The organism is Aquipseudomonas alcaligenes (assembly GCF_003205495.1).
GTDB lineage: Bacteria > Pseudomonadota > Gammaproteobacteria > Pseudomonadales > Pseudomonadaceae > Aquipseudomonas > Aquipseudomonas alcaligenes_B.
In genome coordinates, this window is the sequence record NZ_QJRX01000006.1 from 1 (window position 1) to 18,390 (window position 18,390).

Here is an 18,390-nt window from a genome sequence, read left to right on the forward strand (position 1 = left end):
GCCCCTCTCCCCCGAGGGGAGAGGGGAGCTAGCCCCCCGCAGCCGCGCTTAGAGTTGCTCGGCGGCCTTGTCGGTCGGGTTGGCGACCAGCTGTTTCAGCTCGTCGCTCATCGGGAAGTTCAGGTTCAGGCCCTTCGGCGGGACCGGGTTGAGGAACCACTTGTCGTAGATCGCGTTGACTTCGCCGGACTTGAAGGTGGCGATCAGCGCCTCGTCGACCACCGCCTTGAACGCCGGGTCACCCTTGCGCACCATGCAGCCGTAGATCTCGTAGGACTGCGGGGTGCCGACCACGTGCCAGTCGGCCGGCTTTTTGGCCTTGGCCATTTCGCCGGCGAGCAGGGCGTCGTCCATCATGAAGGCCACGGCGCGGCCGGACTCCAGCATCAGGAAGGACTCGCCGTGGTCCTTGGCCGAGATGATGTTCATGCCCATCTGCTTCTCGGCGTTCATCGCCTTGAGCAGGCGCTCGGAGGTGGTGCCGGCGGTGGTCACCACGTTCTTGCCCTTGAGGTCGGGGAAGTCGGCGACGCCCGAGGTCTTCTTGGTCAGCAGGCGGGTGCCCACCTCGAAGATGCCGACGGAGAAGTCGACCTGCTGCTGGCGCTCGACGTTGTTGGTGGTGGAGCCGCACTCCAGGTCCACGGTGCCGTTCTGTACCAGCGGGATGCGGGTCTGCGAGGTCACCAGGTTGTAGCGCACCTTGAGGTCGGGCATGCCCAGCTTCTGCTTGATCGCCTCGACCGCCTTCAGCTGCAGGTCATGCGAGTAGCCTTCCGGCTGCTGCGGGTCGCTGCCGAAGTAGGAGAAGGGAATGGAGGAGTCGCGATGGCCGAGGACGATGGTGCCGCTGTCCTTGATCTTCTTCAGGGTGCCGGTCAGTTCCTCGGCCAGGGCCGGGGCGCTGCACAGGCTGGCGGCCAGGGCGAAGCCGATGGCGCGGGAGAGAGTGCTCTTGGTCATGCTGATTCTCGCTGTTGTTGTTGTCCGGGGGCATGCCCCTTGGCGGATGGGATGCGAACCATCCCTGCGAGAACCCAGAGCAGGTACTGTGCCAGGCCCTGTATTTTAGTCTAAGGTATTGATATTTAAGGATTAAATTGAGATGGCCGGGATGCCGTGGATGGCTTCGGCGTTCGGTCTGGCGAACGGTGCGCGGCGGCGCGTTCGGAAAACCGAATGCCTGTCCGCGAACCCACCGGCCCAACTCCGGCGTCCTGCGTTGCCCGGTGCACCCATCCGGCCGGGGGCGCCGCCGAGAGGTTCGGACACGTGCGCGGGGTGCACAGAAGCGTCCGCGCGGCTAGAGTGACAAGCCCTGCCGCCACCCGAGACACCGCCATGCCCGCCGGTCGACTCCTCATCCTGCTGCTGGCCCTGCTGCTGGGGCGAGGTGCCCAGGCCGAGGCGTTCATGGTCTACGGCACCCACGACGGCTTCCCCAAGTACTACGAGGAAGACGGCCAGGCCAAGGGCATAGTGGTCGACATCAGCCGCTACTGCCTGGACGAGATGCAGGTGCCCTACCAGATCAAGCTGCTGCCCTGGGCCCGCGCCTACACCCTGGCCTCGCGCGGCGAGGGCGGGGTCATCGGCCTGTCGAAGAGTGCCGAGCGCCAGGCGCTGTTCGACTTCTCCGCGCCGATCTTCACCGAACACATCCTGCTGGTGGTCAAGCAGGGCCGCGAGTTCCCCTTCCAGGGCATCGCCGACCTGCGCGACAAGCTGATCGGCGTGAGCATTGGCACCAGCTACGGCACCGCCTTCGACGAGGCCGTCGCCGCAGGGCAGATGACCATAGTCGGCTTCAACGACACCCGCAGCGGCCTGGGCATGCTCCTGCGCGAGCGCATCGACGCCATCCTGATGGGCTCCAGCGTCGACCTGGAGAAACTCACCCGGGGCCACCCCGACCTGGAGCGCGGTGCCTTCGTCAGCCTGCCGGTGCCCTTCAAGTCCGACAGCAAGCACCTGGGCATCGCCCGCTCGCTGAAGATGGGCTGGTTCCTCCAGCGCTTCGACCAGTGCCTGCGCCGTGGCTACGAGTCGCGCGCCTTCGACAGCATCATCTACGACTACAGCAACTGAGGCGGGCAGGCCCGTTCAGAGCGACTGCGCGCGGGCGGCCCGCACCAGCTCCGCGTTGTTCGGACGGACGCTGATCTCATCGCTCAGGTCCACCACCGGCAGCAGGTAGTGGCGGGTGTCGATGCCCTGGGCCGTCATCCGCGCATGCAGCCCGTCGGCCACCGCCGGATCGTCGATGTTCAGGTACTCGAAGCGCACTCCCGCCTGGCGCAACGCCTGCAGCGTGCCCTGGGTATAGCCGCAGGAGTCGCGCCCGTAGACCGCCAGGTAGTCGTGCGCATACCGCGGCTGCACGTTCTGCGCCTGGTAGTAGGTCCAGCCCTTGTGGCCGAGCGCCAGCAGCGCGGCGAGCAACAGAATCTTCTTCACGATGCGTCCTTGTCTTCGGGTGCGCTGAACCAGAACTCGACTTCGTCGGTCTCCACCTCGAAGCGGGCGGCATGCTCGACATGGGCCGGCACGTGATACCACTGGCCGACGCCGACCCGGGTGGTTTCGCCGTTCATGGTCAGGATCAGCTCGCCTCGGGTGATCACCCCATGGTTGTCGGTGTCGTGGCGATGCGGCGGAATCGAGGTGCCGGCCGGGTAGGAGGCGAACAGCACATCGGCCCCCTCGGCGCTCAGCTTGTAGGCGTCGAAACGGCCGTCGTAGAGCGGCAGCTGCTTGATCTTGCTGGGGTAATCGCCAGGCATGGTGTCCTCCGTTGACACTGGGTGGGGCGCCCGTGCCGCGGCGGCAGGGCTTGAATCCTCGGCAGCACGCCGCTGCCGATCAGTTTTCCGGCTTGAGCGAGCTTATCTGGCTCGGGGCTATTCCGCGCAACTTCATGCCTTCGCGTGGCGTAAAGGGCGCGCCATCCGCGTCGCGAAAGCTGAAGGGAATGGACACGGTCTGCAAGCCACTGTTCTTGCGAATCACGAAGTGCAGGTGCGGGCCGGTCGAATACCCCGACGAGCCGGACCGGGCGAGCACATCGCCCACTGCGACCCTGTCCCCGGGTTTGACCCTGGCACTGCCGATCAGGATGTGCGCGTACACGGCGTAGGTGCCATCCGCATGCAGGACCTTGATGTAGTTGGCCTTGTCGAGGAAGTACTGGGTGCGACCGCTCATGTGGTAGTCGTCCTTGGTCCAGATCACCGTACCTTCCCTGGCGGCATGGATATCGCTGCCCACCGGCATCGCAATGTCGACGGCAAACCTGTTCGCGATATCGGTGTGCGAAAAGCTGCCGTTGAACGACTGCGACACCCGGTGCAGCCGGTTGAAGGGCGTCGGCGGGTTGTACAGATAGTCGACTTCCCTGGCCGCCGGGTCGCCCAGCTGCCAGCCATAGCGGACCGGCGCGATGGCAGTCTGGCTCTTGTGCAGCACCTCCTGCCTCGTCGCGGGCAGCACACGGCTGAGCGAGCCGCCGGCGAACGCCTTGGACAGCACGCGAATCTCGACGGGCGCATGCAGGGGGTTGTCCGCGATCAGGTAATGCCAGTCGTCGCGGGTTTCCGTGAAGACCCTGGGCTTGTGGGTGGTCTCCTGGCGCTCCTCGAGCACCAGGCTTTCCGCCGCCTGGGTTGCCGCCGGGCGCTTATCGGTGAAAACCCACTTTCCGCTGGGGTCCCGGTACTTGTAGATCTCCTGGCCGAACGCGTTGCAGGAAAGCAGGGCGGCCAGCAGTAGGGTCGCGATGTACGGTTGTCTTCCTTGCACCGATATTTTCCAGCGTTTGGTTAAGGGGCGGGATTTAGCCGGCTCCAAGCCGGCGACCTGAGCCATGTATCAGGCATTTAACACCGGCCTGAAGAAAGAGCGCTCATAGCTGAGGATGCACCTGGTTTCCTCGGCGTATTTGAAGGCGGCCACACAGGCTTCATCTTGGAACGACCGCTCCCGGTACTGCTCGTAGTCAGCCAGGCTGGGGAAGGTAAACAGGGCAAGCGCAACATTGTTGGCCCCTTCCGCAGGTAGAAAGTAGCAATGATGCTGGCCGCCAAACTTCTCAACCAGAGGAATCCATAGTTTTCCATAGTGCTCGAATTCCTTGAGCTTGTATGGATCGATTATGTATTTGAGGTAGCAGGTGATCATAGAAGTTCCTGATGACGTTTGGCCAAGGGGCCGGCTTTAGTCTGCCGCGGTGAGCGAAGCGAGCGATTTGAACCAATTGTTAGATTGGTTATCGATCTTCTCTTTCATTTTTACTTGGCTGGTCGCGTGTTGCATAAGAAATACCCGCTGCAGCTACGCCAGTACCAACAAGCAGGCCTCCTAGAATTTCACCTACATTGAACTCGACATTTACCGTCATTTCTGCGCTGAGACCAATAAGTGTGAGGCCGGCGATCAATACTGCGGATAGGCACAATAAGATTAAGTAGGGTAGATTGATTCGCGTGTTGAGCTTGTCCCAAAAAGTTATTGAATTGGCTGGCTTGCCGAATTCAACCTGTGCTTCTAGATCAAGAATTTTCTGTTTCATTGCCCATGACTCTGCTGCTGAGGTGGATGCTTCCACTTCACTTGCCATTCGCTTAAGGACGCTCGTTAATACATCGGTAAAGACTTGCTGCTTGTGCCATCTAGTCCAAGAAATTGATCTTTCATCAATGTTGGATAGGAAAGAATTTAATTTTGCTATGTACTCAGTTGCAGATGAGGAAAGATTGCTATCATTGAAAGAAAATATCTCGGAAATTTCATTCGCCTGAATCATTCTTATCAAGGCTGCCGCCTGTTTTTCGTAGTCGATTTTTCCTCCGTAGCCTCTCGTTTTTTTGATCAAAAAATCAGTGGCTAAGGACGTAATTTTTTCGTGTATGTAATCCATTAAGTAGTCTTGCGTCTTATCTAACGATTAAGCTAACGGGCGGCCAAAAGCGTAGCTTTTGGACGTCCGGCGAACGTAGTGAGCGACGTTGAGCGCATTGTTAGCTGGATTAGCCAATGATTTTCTGGGCATGCTTCATTACTCTTGCCGCTAAGGAAAATAACTCGTTTGCTGTTATTTAGTTATTTTCTGCGATTTCAAAAATGTCCACGGCGTTATTTATACGCTTTGATCCTGGATCTGGGTAGCGGCCGGCCCAAACTACATAGTGGGATAGCCCCTTCAGGATGGCTAGATCTTTTGCGTTCAGGTTAGGAATGAAATCAGCAAGCTTCTCTAGCTTGTGATGGAAGTGATTTTGCTCTTGTTCGGTGAACTTCTCAGGGCCCAAGCGTATTAGAATCATTGCTTTTAGGCACACTTCGAGGCTGTATCCGACAAGCATAAGGGCTACAGCATGGTATTGGCTGTGGCAAATGGTTCTTATGCCTAACGGCATATGCTCAAACTCTGGAGGGTGTCGAACCAAATGTACGGCAGCCTCGGAAAGCGCGTGCGCATGGCTTAACCATAGAACTGGATTTTTTAGATCCTCTACGGTGGGTGGCTTAGAAATATCTATGGGAAAACCATTTTCTGTGGCCAATGTTCCCCACTTGTGCCAAGCAAGCGAACTATAGCCGAGAGGGTCGGCGGCAAAATTTGCAGAGATAGATTCTGATGATGACTTCATAGAAAGCTAACTAGTGTTTATACGACATGCCTAGGGATAGGCATGGTGTTCGATACTGGGTGTATTGGCTATAGCTGGGCATTGAGATGCCTATATATAGCCACGCTGTATGTCGTGCGACAGAAAGAGCGGGAGCAGGGCGCATACGGACTTCCATATCCAGCGAGAGAGGGATGCTGGCAGTCTGCCCCAGCGCCAGGCACGTCTCAAGCACAGCCGGTCTTCCTTATAAGGAGGGGCCGCCCCGCCCCTGCAGACGGACGGTCACGCCACAGGCGCGACTGCCGTGGCTTTGCGGTATACTGCGCCGCCTCCGGGCCGCCCTGGCCCGAACCCGCACATGACAAGCCACGCCGAATGCGTGGCTTGTTGGTTTTTGTCGCGCCGACAGGCGCCCGAGCAAGAGGCAGAACGATGAGCGCACTGGTTGGCGTGATCATGGGCTCCAAGTCCGACTGGAGCACCCTGAGCCACACCGCGGAGATGCTGGACAAGCTGGGCATCCCCTACGAAGTGCAGGTGGTGTCCGCCCACCGCACCCCGGACCTGTTGTTCCAGTACGCCGAGCAGGCCGAGGGCCGTGGCATCCAGGTGATCATCGCCGGTGCCGGTGGCGCCGCCCACCTGCCGGGCATGTGCGCGGCCAAGACCCACCTGCCGGTGCTCGGCGTGCCGGTGCAGTCCGCCGTGCTGTCGGGCGTCGATTCGCTGCTGTCCATCGTGCAGATGCCGGCCGGCATCCCGGTCGCCACCCTGGCCATCGGCAAGGCCGGGGCGATCAACGCCGCGCTGCTCGCCGCCAGCATCCTCGGCCACCAGCACCCGCAGTTCCACGCGAAGCTCAAGCAGTTCCGCGACGAGCAGACCCAGACCGTGCTGGACAATCCTGATCCCCGCTCCTGACTGGAATGAACAGATGAAGATCGGCGTAATCGGTGGCGGCCAGCTGGGCCGCATGATGGCCCTGGCGGGCACTCCGCTGGGCATGCAGTTCGCCTTCCTCGACCCGGCCCCGGATGCCTGCGCGCAGGCCCTCGGCGAGCATATCCGCGCCGACTACGGCGACCAGGATCACCTGCGCCAGCTGGCCGACGAGGTCGACCTGGTGACTTTCGAGTTCGAGAGCGTGCCGGCCGAGACCGTCGCCTTCCTCTCCCAGTTCGTGCCGGTGTACCCGAGCGCCGAGGCGCTGCGCATCGCCCGCGACCGCTGGTTCGAGAAGTCCATGTTCAAGGACCTCGGCATCCCCACCCCGGATTTCGCCGGCGTGCAGAGCCAGGCCGACCTGGACGCCGCCGTGGCCGCCATCGGCCTGCCGGCGGTGCTCAAGACCCGTACCCTGGGCTACGACGGCAAGGGCCAGAAGGTCCTGCGCCAGCCGGCGGATGTGGTCGGCGCCTTCGCCGAGCTGGGCAGCGTGCCGTGCATCCTCGAAGGCTTCGTGCCCTTCACCGGCGAGGTGTCGCTGGTGGCCGTGCGCGCCCGCGACGGCGAGACGCGCTTCTACCCGCTGGTGCACAACACCCATGTCGGCGGCATCCTCAACCTGTCGGTGGCCAGCACCGCGCACCCGCTGCAGGCACTGGCCGAGGACTACGTCGGCCGCGTGCTGCAGAAGCTCGACTACGTCGGCGTGCTGGCCTTCGAGTTCTTCGAGGTGGACGGCGGCCTGAAGGCCAACGAGATCGCCCCGCGCGTACACAACTCCGGGCACTGGACCATCGAAGGCGCCGAGTGCAGCCAGTTCGAGAACCACCTGCGCGCCGTCGCCGGCCTGCCGCTGGGCTCCACCGCCAAGGTGGGCGAGAGCGCCATGCTCAACTTCATCGGCGCGGTGCCGGAGGTGAGCAAGGTGATCGCCATCGAGGACTGCCACCTGCACCACTACGGCAAGGCCTTCAAGGCCGGGCGCAAGGTCGGCCACGCCACCCTGCGCTGCAAGGATATGGCGACCCTCAAGGCGCGCATCGCCGAGGTCGAGGCGCTGATCCGCGGCTGAGGCCGCTACGGGGCCTGGCCTGGATCAAGAAAAGCCGCCGGGGGACGCGTTACACTGCGCCCCTGGCCATCGTTCTGGAGTGCCCATGCTTCGCCTTGCCGCTGTTTCCCTGCTGTTGTGCTGTTCCCTGGCCCAGGCCGAGCCTCGCGAGCTGGACTGGCTGGAGCTGATGCCGCGCGAGGACCAGAAGGCCCTCGAGGCCATGCCCGAAATCAGCCACGAAACGCCCGAGGCGGCCGGCACCTTCGGTCAGCAGGGCGGCCTCAAGCAGCAGGCGCGCGACCTGCCGGCGGTGATGTACTCGAAGAAGACGGTGGCCCGCCTGGACGGCAAGGAAGTGCGCCTGGGCGGCTACCCGGTGCCGCTGGAGAGCGATGCCGAGGGCAAGAGCACCCTGCTGTTCCTGGTGCCCTATCCGGGCGCCTGCATCCACGTGCCGCCGCCGCCGCCGAACCAGATCGTGCTGGTGCGCTACCCCGAGGGCATCGTCCTCGACGACATCTACGCGCCGCTGTGGGTCAGCGGCACTCTGCACATTGAGCCGGTGGAGAACGAGCTGGCCGAGGCGGTGTACGCCCTCGACGCCAGCAGCGTGCGCCTGGTCGAGGAAGACGACCTGTAGCCCGGATGCAGTCCGGGAGCGCAGTGGCCTGGTTCCCGGATTGTCTCCGGCCTACCCGAGCCGGCGTTGGAGCGGGGCTCCTCGGCACATGCGGCATCGCGTCGCTGGCGCATCCCTGCGCTCATTACCTAGGCTGAACGAACCGCCAGGTTGGGATGCCGCCCATGCGCAAACTGCTGATCGTCCTTCCCGTGCTCCTGCTACTGGGCCTGCTGGCCTGGTGGTGGAGCCGGCCGCAGCCGCTGGCCGTGCGCCTGGTCACGGTCGAGCGCGGGCCGGTGGAGACGCTGGTGGCCAACACCCGCGCCGGCACCCTCAAGGCCTGCCGGCGTTCGCGGCTGTCGTTCAACCTGGGTGGCCAGGTCACCGAGCTGCTGGTCGACGAGGGCCAGCGCGTGCAGGCCGGCGAGGTGCTGCTGCGCCTGCGCCAGGACGACCGCCTGGCCCGCGTGCAGGAAGCCGAGGCGCGCCTGGCCGGGCAGCGCAACGCCCGCGAGCAGCGCTGCCGCCAGGCCAGCCTGGAGCGCCGCGACCTCGAACGCCTGCGCCACCTGGCCGAGCGCAAGCTGGCCGCCGCCGACCGCCTGGACCAGGCCGAGACCCGCGCCAACCTGTCTGCCCTGGTCTGCAGCGCCAGCGAGGCGCAGATCGCCGAGGCTGAGGCGCAGCTGGCGCTGCAGCGCTCGCTGCTGGACCAGGCCACCCTGCGCGCGCCCTTCGCCGGCATAGTGGCGCAGATCAACGGCGAGCTGGGCGAGTACGTCACCCCTTCGCCGCCGGGCATCCCCACGCCGCCGGCGGTGGACCTGATCGACGACAGCTGCCTGTATGTCGAGGCGCCGATCGACGAGGTCGACGCCGCCCGCGTGCGCCCGGGCATGCCGGTGCGCATCGGCCTGGACGCCTTCCGCAGCCGCCACTTCGAGGGCGAGGTGACGCGCATCGCGCCCTTCGTCCGCGACCTGGAGAAGCAGGCGCGCACCGTCGACGTGGAAGTGCGCTTCGCCAGCGTGCCGCCCGAGGTGCTGCTGCTCACCGGCTACAGCGCCGACGTGGAAATCCTCCTGGAGGAAAAGGCCGAGGTGCTGCGGGTGCCCACCGAGACCCTGTTCGAGGGCGGCCGGGTGTACCGCTACGACGAGGCCGCCGGGGTGCTGCGCGAGGTGCGGGTCGATACTGGCCTGGGCAACTGGCGCTGGACCGAGATAGTCGGCGGCCTGCAGCCGGGCGAGCGCATCCTCGCCGGCCTCGACATCGAAAACCTGGCGGACGGCCTGGCAGTGCGCCCGCAGGAGGACGCGCGGTGAATACCGCGACGGCCAATACCGCTTTCCTGGGCGGACGCGCGGTGAACCGTGTAAGCGGGGCACCTGGTAGCCCGGATGCAATCCGGGAAGCAGGCAGGAGTGTCCCCGGATTTCATCCGGGCTACCGGATGACTGCATCCATGCATGCCGCCCGTTGCCTGTTCGCCCGCCCGCGAGCCCCGGCGCCATGATCCGCCTGCGTGGGGTAACGCGCTGCTTCCAGCTCGGCGAGCAGCGGGTGATGGGGCTCGATGCGGTGGACCTGGACGTGGCCGCCGGCGAGTACCTGGCGGTCACCGGCCCCTCCGGCTCGGGCAAGTCCACCCTGCTCAACATCCTCGGCCTGCTCGATGCTCCCGACAGCGGCGAGTACTGGCTGCGCGGCGAGGCCACCGCGGCGCTGGACGAGGCGCGCCGCGCCGAGCTGCGCAGCCGCTGGATCGGCTTCGTGTTCCAGTCCTACCACCTGATCCCGCGCCTGACCGCGCGCGAGAACATCGAGCTGCCGATGCTCCTGGCCGGCATCGAGCCGGCCGAGCGGCAGCGCCGCAGCGCGCCGCTGATCGAGCGCCTGGGCCTGGGCGACCGCCTGGCACATCGCCCCGGCGAGCTGTCCGGCGGCCAGCGCCAGCGTGTCGCCATCGCCCGCGCCATGTGCATGCAGCCGGCCCTGCTGCTGGCCGACGAGCCGACCGGCAACCTCGACAGCCAGTCCGGCGGCGAGGTGGTGGCGCTGCTCGAGGAGCTCAACCGCGAGGGACTGACCCTGCTGGTGGTGACCCATGACGCGCAGCTGTCGGCGCGCGCCGGTCGCCAGCTGGCCATGCGCGATGGCAAGGTGGTCGAGGACCGCCGCCGGGAGCCGGCCTGATGCGCGCCGCCGATGCCCTCGGCCTGTGGCTCGGCGCCCTGCGCGGGCACCGCTCGCGCAGCCTGATGCTGCTGCTGGCGGTGGGCATCGGGGTGGTCGCGGTGAACCTGCTGACCGGCCTCGGCGAGGGCGCGCGCACCTACATCCTCGGCGAGTTCGCCGTGCTCGGGCGCAACACCCTGATCGTCCTGCCCGGGCGCAAGGAAACCAGCGGCGGCATGCCGCCGATCACCGGCCTGGCGCCGCGCGACCTGACCCTGCAGGACGCCCAGGCCATCGCCCGCCTGCCCAGCGTGCTGCGGGTGGCGCCGCTGCAGGCCGGGCAGGTCGAGGTCAGCGTCGGCAACCGCAACCGCGAGGCCTTCACCCTCGGCACCAGCCACGAGTTCTTCGCCATCCGCCAGCTTCAGGTCAGCCAGGGCCAGGCCCTGCCGGCACTGCACTTCGACGAGGCGCGGGCGGTCTGCGTGATCGGCGCCAAGCTGCGCCGCGAGCTGTTCGGCAACGCCCCGGCGCTGGGTCAGTGGCTGCGTGCCGGCGACCGCCGCTTCCGCGTGGTCGGCATCCTCGCCGAGCGCGGCGAGTCGCTGGGCATGGACTTCGGCGAGATGCTGATCATCCCGGTGGCCAGCGCGCAGACCCTGTTCGACCGCGAGGGGCTGTTCCGCGTGTTCGCCGAGCTGCGCGGGCCGCACCTGCTGGCCAGTGGCAAGGAGCAGATCCGCGCGACCATCCGCGAGCGCCACGAGGGCGAGGACGACATCACCCTGATCGGCCAGGACGCCATGCTCGCCGCCTTCGCCGACATCCTCCGCGCCCTGACCTTGGCACTGGCCGGCATCGCCGCCATCAGCCTGCTGGTGGCGGGCATCCTGATCATGAACGTGACCTGGATTTCGGTGAGCCAGCGCACCGCCGAGATCGGCCTGCTCAAGGCCATCGGCGCCACCTCCGCGCAGGTGCGCCTGCTATTCCTCGGCGAGGCCACGCTGCTGGCCCTGGCCGGCGCCGTCGCCGGGCTGCTGCTGGGCGAGGCGCTGCTGTGGGCGGGGCGGCGCCTGTGGGACTTCCCCCTGTATGCGCCCTGGTGGGCCGGTGCCAGTGCCCTCGGCCTGGCGCTGCTCACCGCTCTGCTGTTCGCCTGGCTGCCGGCCAGCCGCGCCGCCGCCATGCAACCGGTGGACGCCCTGCGTCCGCAGGCGGCGCGCTGATGGGCGCGGGGAAGAAGCGTAGCCCGGATGCAATCCGGGGCCTGGCCGGCAGCTCTGCTCCCGGATTGCATCCGGGCTACACCGCAGCACTCTCTCTCCCATTCATGGGAGAGGGGCGGGGCGAGGGCGGCTGGCGATGATGCGCCTGCAGGACGGCTTCGCCCTGACCGCCTCGGCGCTCACCAGCCGGCCACTGCGCAGCCTGCTGACCCTGCTCGGGGTGGCCATCGGCATCGCCTCGGTGGCGCTGCTCACCGCCATCGGCGAGGGCCTGCGCGGCTACGTGCTGGACAACTTCTCGCAGTTCGGCACGCGGATCATCGCCATCCACCCGGGCAAGACCCAGACCGGCGGCCTCGGCGGCATCCTCAGCAGCGTACGCCCGCTCAGCCTGGCCGATGCCGACGCCCTGCGCCGGCTGCCGCATGTCGAGGCGGTGGTGCCGCTGATCCAGGGCGCCGGCGATATCCAGTACGGCCAGTTCAGCCGCAGCAGCGACATCTTCGGCGCCGGCCACCAGCTGGCCCAGGCCTGGCACTTCCGCCTGGCCCTCGGCCAGTTCCTGCCGCCGACGCGCGACGGCCGCTCGCCGCCCTACGCGGTGCTCGGCCACAAGCTGCGTGCCGAGCTGTTCGGCGAGGCCAACCCGCTGGGCCAGCTGGTGCGCATCGGCGGGACGCGCTTCCGGGTGATCGGGGTGATGGAAGAGAAGGGCCAGCTGCTCGGCTTCGACCTCGACGACATCGCCTACATCCCGGTGGACTGGGCCCAGGCCCTGTTCAATCGCGAGGGGCTGATGGAGATCGACGTGGTGTTCGGCCCCGGCACCGCCTCGGCGCCGATGGCCGAGCGCATCCGCGCGCTGCTGATCGAGCGCCACGGCATGGAGGACTTCAACCTGACCACCCAGGACGACATGCTGGCCAGCCTGGGGCGCATCCTCGCCGTGCTCACCTACGCCATTGCCGCGCTCGGCGGGGTGTCGCTGCTGGTCGGCGCGGTGGGCATCCTCACCATCATGACCACCACGGTGGGCGAGCGCACCGCCGAGATCGGCCTGCTGCGCGCCATCGGCGCGAGCCCGCGGCAGGTGCTCGGCCTGTTCCTCGCCGAGGCCACCCTGCTGTCGCTGGCCGGCGGCCTGCTCGGCCTGTTGCTGATGGCGCTGCTGCTCGGCCTGCTGCACCTGGCCGCGCCCGACCTGCCGCTGGCGCTGCGCCCGGCCTTCCTGCTGCTGGCGCTGCTGCTCGCCGCGCTGATCGGCATGCTCGCCGGCCTGGCCCCGGCGCGTGCGGCGGCGCGCCTGCATCCGGTGCAGGCGCTTCGCGGGGAGTGAAAAGCAGAAGGCCCGTCGTGCGACGGGCCCTCCGGGTCACTTGCCGTAGACCTGCTCCGGCAGCCAGGTGATCAGCTGTGGCCAGAAGTAGGCGACCACCAGCATCAGCAGCTGGATGGCGATGAAGGGCACCACTCCCCTGTACATCACCATGGTGCTGACCGACTTCGGCGTGACCCCGCGCAGGTAGAACAGCGAGAAGCCGAATGGCGGGGTGAGGAAGGAGGTCTGCAGGTTCAGCGCGATCATCACGCCCAGCCAGATCGGGTCCAGGCCCATGGCCAGCAGCACCGGCCCGACGATCGGCACCACCACGAAGATGATCTCGATGAAGTCGAGGATGAAGCCGAGCAGGAAGATCACCAGCATCACCAGGAAGAAGGCGCCGAGTACGCCCCCGGGCAGCTGGGCGAACACGTCCTCGATCAGCACCTCGCCGCCGAAGCCACGGAACACCAGGGAGAACAGCGAGGCGCCGATCAGGATGAGGAACACCATGGCGCTGATTTCGGTGGTGCCGTAGGCCACTTCCTTGAGCTGGGTGAAGTTCAGTTGGCGCTTGCCGATGGCCAGCAGCATGGCGCCCACCGCACCCAGGGCGGCGGCCTCGGTGGGAGTGGCGTAGCCGGCCAGGATCGAGCCGAGCACGGCGGCGATCAGCACCAGCGGCGGCACCAGGGCGGCGAACAGCTTGCCCCACTCGATCGGGCCCAGCTCTTCCTGCGGCAGCGCCGGCAGCTTCTTCGGCTGCACGATGGCGATGATGATCAGGTAGACGATGTACAGGCCGACCAGCACCAGGCCGGGGATCAGCGCGCCGACGAAGAGGTCGCCGACCGACACGGTCTTGGGCGAGAACACGCCGAGCTTGAGCTGCGCCTGCTGATAGGCGCTGGACATCACGTCGCCCAGCAGCACCAGGATGATCGACGGCGGGATGATCTGCCCCAGGGTACCGGTGGCGGCCAGGGTGCCGGTGGCGATGGCCGGGTCGTAGCCGCGCCGCAGCATGGTCGGCAGGGCCAGCAGGCCCATGGTCACCACGGTGGCGCCGACGATGCCGGTGCTGGCGGCGAGCAGCGCGCCGACCACGCACACGGAGATCGCCAGGCCGCCGCGCAGGGTGCCGAACAGCCGCGACATGGACTCCAGCAGGTCTTCCGCCACCCTGGACTTCTCCAGCATCACGCCCATGAACACGAACAGCGGCACGGCCAGCATGGTCTGGTTGTTCATGATGCCGAACAGGCGGTTGGGCAGGGCGTGCAGGTAGCCGCCGTCGAAGGTGCCGGTGGCCATGCCGATGCCGGCGAACAGCAGGGATACGCCGCCCAGGGTGAAGGCCACCGGGTAGCCGGCCATCAGGGCCAGGCAGATGCTGACGAACAGCAGGATCGCCATCAACTCAGCCATGCTTCACCTCCGGCGCGGGCAGCTTGCCGGCGAGGATGTAGCCGTAGCGGATCAGCTCGGCCAGGCTCTGCAGCACCAGGCTGACCACCAGCACCAGGATGATGGTCTTCTGCAGGTAGACGAAGGCCAGGCCGCCGGACTCGCCGGACTTCTCCAGGGTCGACCAGGAGGCGGTCACGTAGTCCCAGCTGTTCCAGCCGAGGAACAGGCAGAAGGGCAGGAGGAACAGCAGGTTGCCGAGGATCTCCACCAGCGCCTGCCGGCGCCCGGAGAACTTCTGGTAGAAGATATCCACGCGCACGTGGCCGCCGCGCTGCAGGGTCCAGGCGGCGGCGCCCATGAACACCAGGGCGTGGGCGTACATCACCAGCTCCTGCAGGGCGGTGGCGCCGATGCCGAAGCCGTAGCGCAGCACCACCACCACGGCGGTGCCGAGCACGAGGAACAGGGTCAGCCAGGCGCAGGCCCGGCCCAGGGCGGCATTCACGGCGTTGAACGCCTGGGCGATGCCGAGTAGCGGGGGAGTGGTGGACATCGTAGGTCCTTCTTGTTATCAGCGTGGGCAAGGCGTTGGCCGCTGGTGGCGGCGTTCTGCTGCACGGGGCAGGCGGCGATTCTGGCAGCAGGCATGTGCGCGCAGCAATCTCACTACGACTTTAGTCGAAGCGGCTAGGCTTGAGAGTCGGCAACCCCTAAGGTTATGGGGCTCAGTCCGACCCGGGCGATCCTCTGGTCAGACCATTTTCACTTCGGCGCGATGGCGCCGCGGGGCATTACAACAATAAGGAGTCTTGCATGAAACGTCGTGACATCATCGCCGCCGCCGGTGTCGGCCTGGCGGCCACCGCGCTGGCCGGTTGCAACAAGCAGCCCGAGGCGAACTGCGAGCCGCAGCAAGGGGGCGGCGGCCAGACCTTCACCTGGAAGATGGTGACCTCCTGGCCGAAGAACTTCCCCGGCGTGGGCGTCGGTGCCGAGCGTTTCGCCAAGCTGGTGAACGAGATGAGCGGCGGTCGCCTGACCGTCAAGGTCTACGCCGCCGGCGAACTGGTGCCGGCCCTGGAGGTGTTCGACGCGGTGTCGCGCGGCACCGCCGAGATGGGCCACGGCGCACCCTACTACTGGAAGGGCAAGGTGCCGGCCGCGCAGTTCTTCTGCGCCCTGCCGTTCGGCCCGAATGCCGCCGAGATGAACGCCTGGCTGTTCAAGGGCGGCGGCATGCAACTGTGGGAGGAGGTGTACAAGCCGTTCGGCGTGCTGCCGATCCTCTGCGGCGCCACCGGCGTGCAGACCGCCGGCTGGTTCAACAAGGAGATCAACTCGGTCGCCGACTTCCAGGGCCTGAAGATGCGCACCCCGGGCCTGGGCGGCGAGGTGCTGACCAAGATGGGCGGCACCGTGGTCAACATGCCGGCCGGTGAGATCTTCACCGCCCTGCAGACCGGCGCCATCGACGCCACCGAGTGGATCGGCCCTTACAACGACCTGGCCCTGGGCCTGCACAAGGCGGCCAAGTACTACTACACCCCGGGCTGGCAGGAGCCCAACGTGACCTTCGAGCTGGACGTCAACCTCAAGGCCTGGGAGACCCTGCCGGCCGACCTGCAGGCGATCGTCCGCGCCGCCGCCCGTGACGTGAACGCCGACATGCTCGACGAGTACAACGCGCGCAACATGGAAGCCCTGGAAACCCTCAAGGGCGAGGGCGTGGAAGTACGCCGCCTGCCCGACGAGGTGCTGGCCAAGCTCAAGGAAGTGGCCGCCGAGGTGGTGGCCGCGACGGCCGCCGCCGATCCGGCCTCGGCCAAGGTGTTCGAGGCGCAGAGCGCCTACTTCAAGCGCCTGCAGGAGTACGCCAAGGTCGCCGAGGAGGATATCTACAAGATCCGCGGCTGATGGCGGCTCGCTAACGGAAAAGGCCGGTGGGGCGACCCACCGGCCTTTTTCATGTGCGCTGGGATGCCCAGCCCTCTCGCTGCCTCCCGGGCCGTTCGTCCTCCTACAAGGGACCTTTACTGCTGCCTGAACGGCTGCGGGGGCACAGCAGGACAGCCGATGGCTGAACGCGCGACGTGTCAGGCGGCGCGGAGCCGAGTCCCCGTCAGGAGGCTGAGTGGAGGTGTCGCGCAGGGGGGCGAGCCGCAAGGATGCGGCGAGAGGCATAACGGGCCAGGGATGGCCCGTGTATGCCGGCCCCCGGAGCGGCGCCGGAAGGAGGGAAGTCTGGCCGCAGGCCAGGCCCGGATGTCGGGGTGCCCTTCTTCTTTGATTACTTTCTTGTTGGGCAAGCAACAAGAAAGTGACTCGCCCGGCGGGGGAAAACAGAACCCTCCGCCAGCACGGAAAGCGGCAAGCCGTCACGCTAAGGGCACACAATCTTGCCGGTCCGGTGTCACTCTCCTGATCCTCGCACTGGCGTGCAGAACCTTTCTTTGCCCCGCAGGCGGCCTCAGAGCGCCTCGCTCCACAGGCTCAGGTGCAGCTCGTGGCTGGCGCCGGGGGCCAGCTCGATGCAGTCGTCCCAGACGTTGGCGGTCTCGATGCACAGCATGCGCTGCCAGGCGTCCCCGGCGAACTGCGACAGGCGCCGGGCCTTGTCGATCCAGGGGTTCCACAGCACCGCCGAGCGCGAGCCCGCGGCCTCCAGGAGGATGCGCCGGTTCCAGGCGGCATCCACCAGGGCCAGGCGCGGCGGCACGTCCAGATACACGCGGTCGGTCTCCCCGGCGAACTGCAGGGCGCCGTGCTGGCGGCGTTCCTCCCAGCCGTCGAGGGTCTCCAGGTAGCGGCAGCCGTCCAGGCCGAGCACGCTGACCTGGCGGATGTCGCTGACGGCGAAGTAGCTGTGCAGGGCCTGGCTCAGGTGCAGCGTCTGCTGGTCGAGGTTGCGGCTGCTCAGGCGCAGGTGCAGGCGCTGCTCCAGGCGGATCTCCAGGCTCAGTTCCACGGCATGCGGCCAGTGCGCCAGTGGCTGCGTGCGGCTGTCGAAGGCGAAGCGCAGGCTGACCGCCTCGTCCTGCTGGTCGATGCCCAGCAGCTGCCAGTCCAGCCCGCGCACGCCGCCGTGGGCCGGTGCGCTGGCCGGGTCGTCGTGCATCGCCTGCAGCGGCAGCGGGTTGCGCGCCAGGTCGCCGAACCAGGGCCAGCACACCGGCACCCCGCCGCGCACCGACTGGCCGCGCTGGTAGCCGGCCTGCTCGCTGAGCCAGAGGATCGGTGGCTGCTCGCCCTGCTGGTAATGCAGGATCTGCGCGCCCTGCTGGGCCACCAGCAATTCGCTGTCGCCCAGCTGCACGCGCCAGCAGGTCAGCTCACCCAGTTCCACTCGTTCGATTTGCGCTTGGCTCATGGCCGGCTCCGGAAGGTCGATGAGCCATTTGAGCGCAGGTGGCGGCAAAGGCCAAGCACCCTGAAAAACGCCGACACGAGGTCGGCGTTGTCGGAGCGGCCGCGATCAGCCGCGGCGCGGCGGCACCGGGCGGGTGCGGCCGCTGCCGTCGATGGCGACGAACACGAACACCGCCTCGGTGACCTTGCGCCACTCGCTGGACAGCGGGTCGTCGCTCCACACCTCGACCAGCATCTGGATCGAGCTGCGGCCGATTTCCAGCACCTGGGTGTAGAAGGACAGCTGGGCGCCCACCGCCACCGGCACCAGGAAGGCCATGCGGTCGATGGCCACGGTGGCGACCCGACCGCCGGCGACCCGGCTGGCCATGGCGGTGCCTGCCAGGTCCATCTGCGAGACCAGCCAGCCGCCGTAGATATCGCCGAAACCGTTGGTCTCGCGCGGCAGGGCGGTGATCTGCAGGGCGAGGTCGCCCTGGGGAATGGGATCTTCCTGTTCGTATTCGATCATGGCGGGTGCGGCCCCAGCGGTTCTTATGATTGGATGCGGCCGGGTCTGCCCCGGCTGGCCAGGCGCGCAGTATATAGGGCCACGCGGCGGCGCACGACCGCCCGGTTCCGCTTTTCTACGAATC

At 66.5% G+C, this 18,390-nt stretch carries 20 protein-coding genes; 9 read left to right on the forward strand and 11 right to left on the reverse strand.

What is annotated here, in order from left to right; translation table 11 throughout:
* Positions 1-48 precede the first annotated feature (48 nt).
* Positions 49-963 (reverse strand): glutamate/aspartate ABC transporter substrate-binding protein, encoded by a 915-nt coding sequence (locus DMO17_RS11940; protein WP_110682720.1) that lies wholly within the window; start codon positions 961-963, stop codon positions 49-51.
* A 378-nt stretch (positions 964-1,341) separates the two neighbouring features.
* Between DMO17_RS11940 and DMO17_RS11945 the strand changes: the two genes are divergently transcribed.
* Positions 1,342-2,088, forward strand: a complete 747-nt coding sequence (locus DMO17_RS11945; RefSeq protein WP_181418779.1) for a substrate-binding periplasmic protein — start codon at positions 1,342-1,344, stop codon at positions 2,086-2,088.
* Positions 2,089-2,103: 15 nt separating this feature from the next.
* On the opposite strand, the gene DMO17_RS11950 is transcribed toward DMO17_RS11945, so the two are convergent.
* From DMO17_RS11950 to DMO17_RS11970, 6 genes are all read right to left on the reverse strand, one after another.
* Positions 2,104-2,457: a glutaredoxin family protein gene (locus DMO17_RS11950; RefSeq protein ID WP_110682722.1), complete on the reverse strand. Its 354-nt coding sequence runs from the start codon at positions 2,455-2,457 to the stop codon at positions 2,104-2,106.
* A complete protein-coding gene (locus tag DMO17_RS11955) occupies positions 2,454-2,783 on the reverse strand; it encodes a cupin domain-containing protein (protein WP_110682723.1) in 330 nt (109 codons plus the stop codon). Before DMO17_RS11955 ends, DMO17_RS11950 begins: the two co-directional genes overlap by 4 nt.
* Before the next feature lie 79 nt (positions 2,784-2,862).
* Complete coding sequence (locus DMO17_RS11960) at positions 2,863-3,864, reverse strand: peptidoglycan DD-metalloendopeptidase family protein (protein WP_110682724.1); 1,002 nt, start codon at positions 3,862-3,864, stop codon at positions 2,863-2,865.
* 3 nt (positions 3,865-3,867) lie between these two features.
* Positions 3,868-4,176 carry an NIPSNAP family protein gene (locus DMO17_RS11965; RefSeq protein ID WP_110682725.1) on the reverse strand — a complete coding sequence of 103 codons (309 nt, stop codon included), beginning with the start codon at positions 4,174-4,176 and terminating at the stop codon, positions 3,868-3,870.
* 88 nt (positions 4,177-4,264) lie between these two features.
* Positions 4,265-4,915, reverse strand: a complete 651-nt coding sequence (locus DMO17_RS19565; RefSeq protein WP_146224919.1) for a hypothetical protein — start codon at positions 4,913-4,915, stop codon at positions 4,265-4,267.
* 178 nt (positions 4,916-5,093) lie between these two features.
* Positions 5,094-5,648, reverse strand: a complete 555-nt coding sequence (locus tag DMO17_RS11970; protein WP_220034076.1) for a hypothetical protein — start codon at positions 5,646-5,648, stop codon at positions 5,094-5,096.
* Positions 5,649-6,062: 414 nt separating this feature from the next.
* On the opposite strand from DMO17_RS11970, the gene purE reads away from it, so the two are divergent.
* From purE to DMO17_RS12005, 7 genes are all read left to right on the forward strand, one after another.
* Positions 6,063-6,551 carry a 5-(carboxyamino)imidazole ribonucleotide mutase gene (gene purE / locus DMO17_RS11975; protein WP_110682726.1) on the forward strand — a complete coding sequence of 163 codons (489 nt, stop codon included), beginning with the start codon at positions 6,063-6,065 and terminating at the stop codon, positions 6,549-6,551.
* Between the two features lie 13 nt (positions 6,552-6,564).
* Positions 6,565-7,647 carry a 5-(carboxyamino)imidazole ribonucleotide synthase gene (locus tag DMO17_RS11980; protein WP_110682727.1) on the forward strand — a complete coding sequence of 361 codons (1,083 nt, stop codon included), beginning with the start codon at positions 6,565-6,567 and terminating at the stop codon, positions 7,645-7,647.
* A gap of 85 nt (positions 7,648-7,732) precedes the next feature.
* Positions 7,733-8,269 carry a DUF3299 domain-containing protein gene (locus DMO17_RS11985; protein ID WP_110682728.1) on the forward strand — a complete coding sequence of 179 codons (537 nt, stop codon included), beginning with the start codon at positions 7,733-7,735 and terminating at the stop codon, positions 8,267-8,269.
* Between the two features lie 164 nt (positions 8,270-8,433).
* Complete coding sequence (locus DMO17_RS11990) at positions 8,434-9,576, forward strand: efflux RND transporter periplasmic adaptor subunit (protein WP_110683025.1); 1,143 nt, start codon at positions 8,434-8,436, stop codon at positions 9,574-9,576.
* 187 nt (positions 9,577-9,763) lie between these two features.
* A complete protein-coding gene (locus DMO17_RS11995; RefSeq protein ID WP_110682729.1) occupies positions 9,764-10,447 on the forward strand; it encodes an ABC transporter ATP-binding protein in 684 nt (227 codons plus the stop codon).
* Positions 10,447-11,658 (forward strand): ABC transporter permease, encoded by a 1,212-nt coding sequence (locus tag DMO17_RS12000; protein WP_110682730.1) that lies wholly within the window; start codon positions 10,447-10,449, stop codon positions 11,656-11,658. The genes DMO17_RS11995 and DMO17_RS12000 overlap by 1 nt, the downstream gene beginning before the upstream one ends.
* A gap of 139 nt (positions 11,659-11,797) precedes the next feature.
* Positions 11,798-12,994 (forward strand): ABC transporter permease, encoded by a 1,197-nt coding sequence (locus tag DMO17_RS12005; protein WP_110683026.1) that lies wholly within the window; start codon positions 11,798-11,800, stop codon positions 12,992-12,994.
* 36 nt (positions 12,995-13,030) lie between these two features.
* On the opposite strand, the gene DMO17_RS12010 is transcribed toward DMO17_RS12005, so the two are convergent.
* Together DMO17_RS12010 and DMO17_RS12015 are read right to left on the reverse strand one after the other, a co-directional pair.
* Positions 13,031-14,407 (reverse strand): TRAP transporter large permease, encoded by a 1,377-nt coding sequence (locus DMO17_RS12010; protein WP_110682731.1) that lies wholly within the window; start codon positions 14,405-14,407, stop codon positions 13,031-13,033.
* A complete protein-coding gene (locus DMO17_RS12015; protein ID WP_110682732.1) occupies positions 14,400-14,942 on the reverse strand; it encodes a TRAP transporter small permease subunit in 543 nt (180 codons plus the stop codon). The genes DMO17_RS12010 and DMO17_RS12015 overlap by 8 nt, the downstream gene beginning before the upstream one ends.
* A gap of 260 nt (positions 14,943-15,202) precedes the next feature.
* Here DMO17_RS12015 and DMO17_RS12020 point away from each other — a divergent pair, with 260 nt between their 5' ends.
* Complete coding sequence (locus tag DMO17_RS12020; RefSeq protein ID WP_110682733.1) at positions 15,203-16,303, forward strand: TRAP transporter substrate-binding protein; 1,101 nt, start codon at positions 15,203-15,205, stop codon at positions 16,301-16,303.
* Between the two features lie 553 nt (positions 16,304-16,856).
* On the opposite strand, the gene DMO17_RS12025 is transcribed toward DMO17_RS12020, so the two are convergent.
* Together DMO17_RS12025 and DMO17_RS12030 are read right to left on the reverse strand one after the other, a co-directional pair.
* Positions 16,857-17,756 carry a D-hexose-6-phosphate mutarotase gene (locus DMO17_RS12025; protein ID WP_110682734.1) on the reverse strand — a complete coding sequence of 300 codons (900 nt, stop codon included), beginning with the start codon at positions 17,754-17,756 and terminating at the stop codon, positions 16,857-16,859.
* Between the two features lie 105 nt (positions 17,757-17,861).
* On the reverse strand, positions 17,862-18,266 hold the full coding sequence (locus DMO17_RS12030; RefSeq protein WP_110682735.1) for an acyl-CoA thioesterase: 405 nt from the start codon (positions 18,264-18,266) through the stop codon (positions 17,862-17,864).
* Between the last annotated feature and the right edge of the window lie 124 nt (positions 18,267-18,390).

Bases quoted from the DNA above. Each gene is read 5' to 3' on its own strand.
- DMO17_RS11940 (WP_110682720.1), bottom strand. From the start codon at position 963: ATGACCAAGAGCACTCTCTCCCGCGCCATCGGCTTCGCCCTGGCCGCC.
- DMO17_RS11945 (WP_181418779.1), top strand. From the start codon at position 1,342: ATGCCCGCCGGTCGACTCCTCATCCTGCTGCTGGCCCTGCTGCTGGGG.
- DMO17_RS11955 (WP_110682723.1), bottom strand. From the start codon at position 2,783: ATGCCTGGCGATTACCCCAGCAAGATCAAGCAGCTGCCGCTCTACGAC.
- DMO17_RS11960 (WP_110682724.1), bottom strand. From the start codon at position 3,864: ATGGCTCAGGTCGCCGGCTTGGAGCCGGCTAAATCCCGCCCCTTAACC.
- DMO17_RS11965 (WP_110682725.1), bottom strand. From the start codon at position 4,176: ATGATCACCTGCTACCTCAAATACATAATCGATCCATACAAGCTCAAG.
- DMO17_RS19565 (WP_146224919.1), bottom strand. From the start codon at position 4,915: ATGGATTACATACACGAAAAAATTACGTCCTTAGCCACTGATTTTTTG.
- DMO17_RS11970 (WP_220034076.1), bottom strand. From the start codon at position 5,648: ATGAAGTCATCATCAGAATCTATCTCTGCAAATTTTGCCGCCGACCCT.
- purE (WP_110682726.1), top strand. From the start codon at position 6,063: ATGAGCGCACTGGTTGGCGTGATCATGGGCTCCAAGTCCGACTGGAGC.
- DMO17_RS11980 (WP_110682727.1), top strand. From the start codon at position 6,565: ATGAAGATCGGCGTAATCGGTGGCGGCCAGCTGGGCCGCATGATGGCC.
- DMO17_RS11985 (WP_110682728.1), top strand. From the start codon at position 7,733: ATGCTTCGCCTTGCCGCTGTTTCCCTGCTGTTGTGCTGTTCCCTGGCC.
- DMO17_RS11990 (WP_110683025.1), top strand. From the start codon at position 8,434: ATGCGCAAACTGCTGATCGTCCTTCCCGTGCTCCTGCTACTGGGCCTG.
- DMO17_RS11995 (WP_110682729.1), top strand. From the start codon at position 9,764: ATGATCCGCCTGCGTGGGGTAACGCGCTGCTTCCAGCTCGGCGAGCAG.
- DMO17_RS12000 (WP_110682730.1), top strand. From the start codon at position 10,447: ATGCGCGCCGCCGATGCCCTCGGCCTGTGGCTCGGCGCCCTGCGCGGG.
- DMO17_RS12005 (WP_110683026.1), top strand. From the start codon at position 11,798: ATGCGCCTGCAGGACGGCTTCGCCCTGACCGCCTCGGCGCTCACCAGC.
- DMO17_RS12010 (WP_110682731.1), bottom strand. From the start codon at position 14,407: ATGGCTGAGTTGATGGCGATCCTGCTGTTCGTCAGCATCTGCCTGGCC.
- DMO17_RS12015 (WP_110682732.1), bottom strand. From the start codon at position 14,942: ATGTCCACCACTCCCCCGCTACTCGGCATCGCCCAGGCGTTCAACGCC.
- DMO17_RS12020 (WP_110682733.1), top strand. From the start codon at position 15,203: ATGAAACGTCGTGACATCATCGCCGCCGCCGGTGTCGGCCTGGCGGCC.
- DMO17_RS12025 (WP_110682734.1), bottom strand. From the start codon at position 17,756: ATGAGCCAAGCGCAAATCGAACGAGTGGAACTGGGTGAGCTGACCTGC.
- DMO17_RS12030 (WP_110682735.1), bottom strand. From the start codon at position 18,266: ATGATCGAATACGAACAGGAAGATCCCATTCCCCAGGGCGACCTCGCC.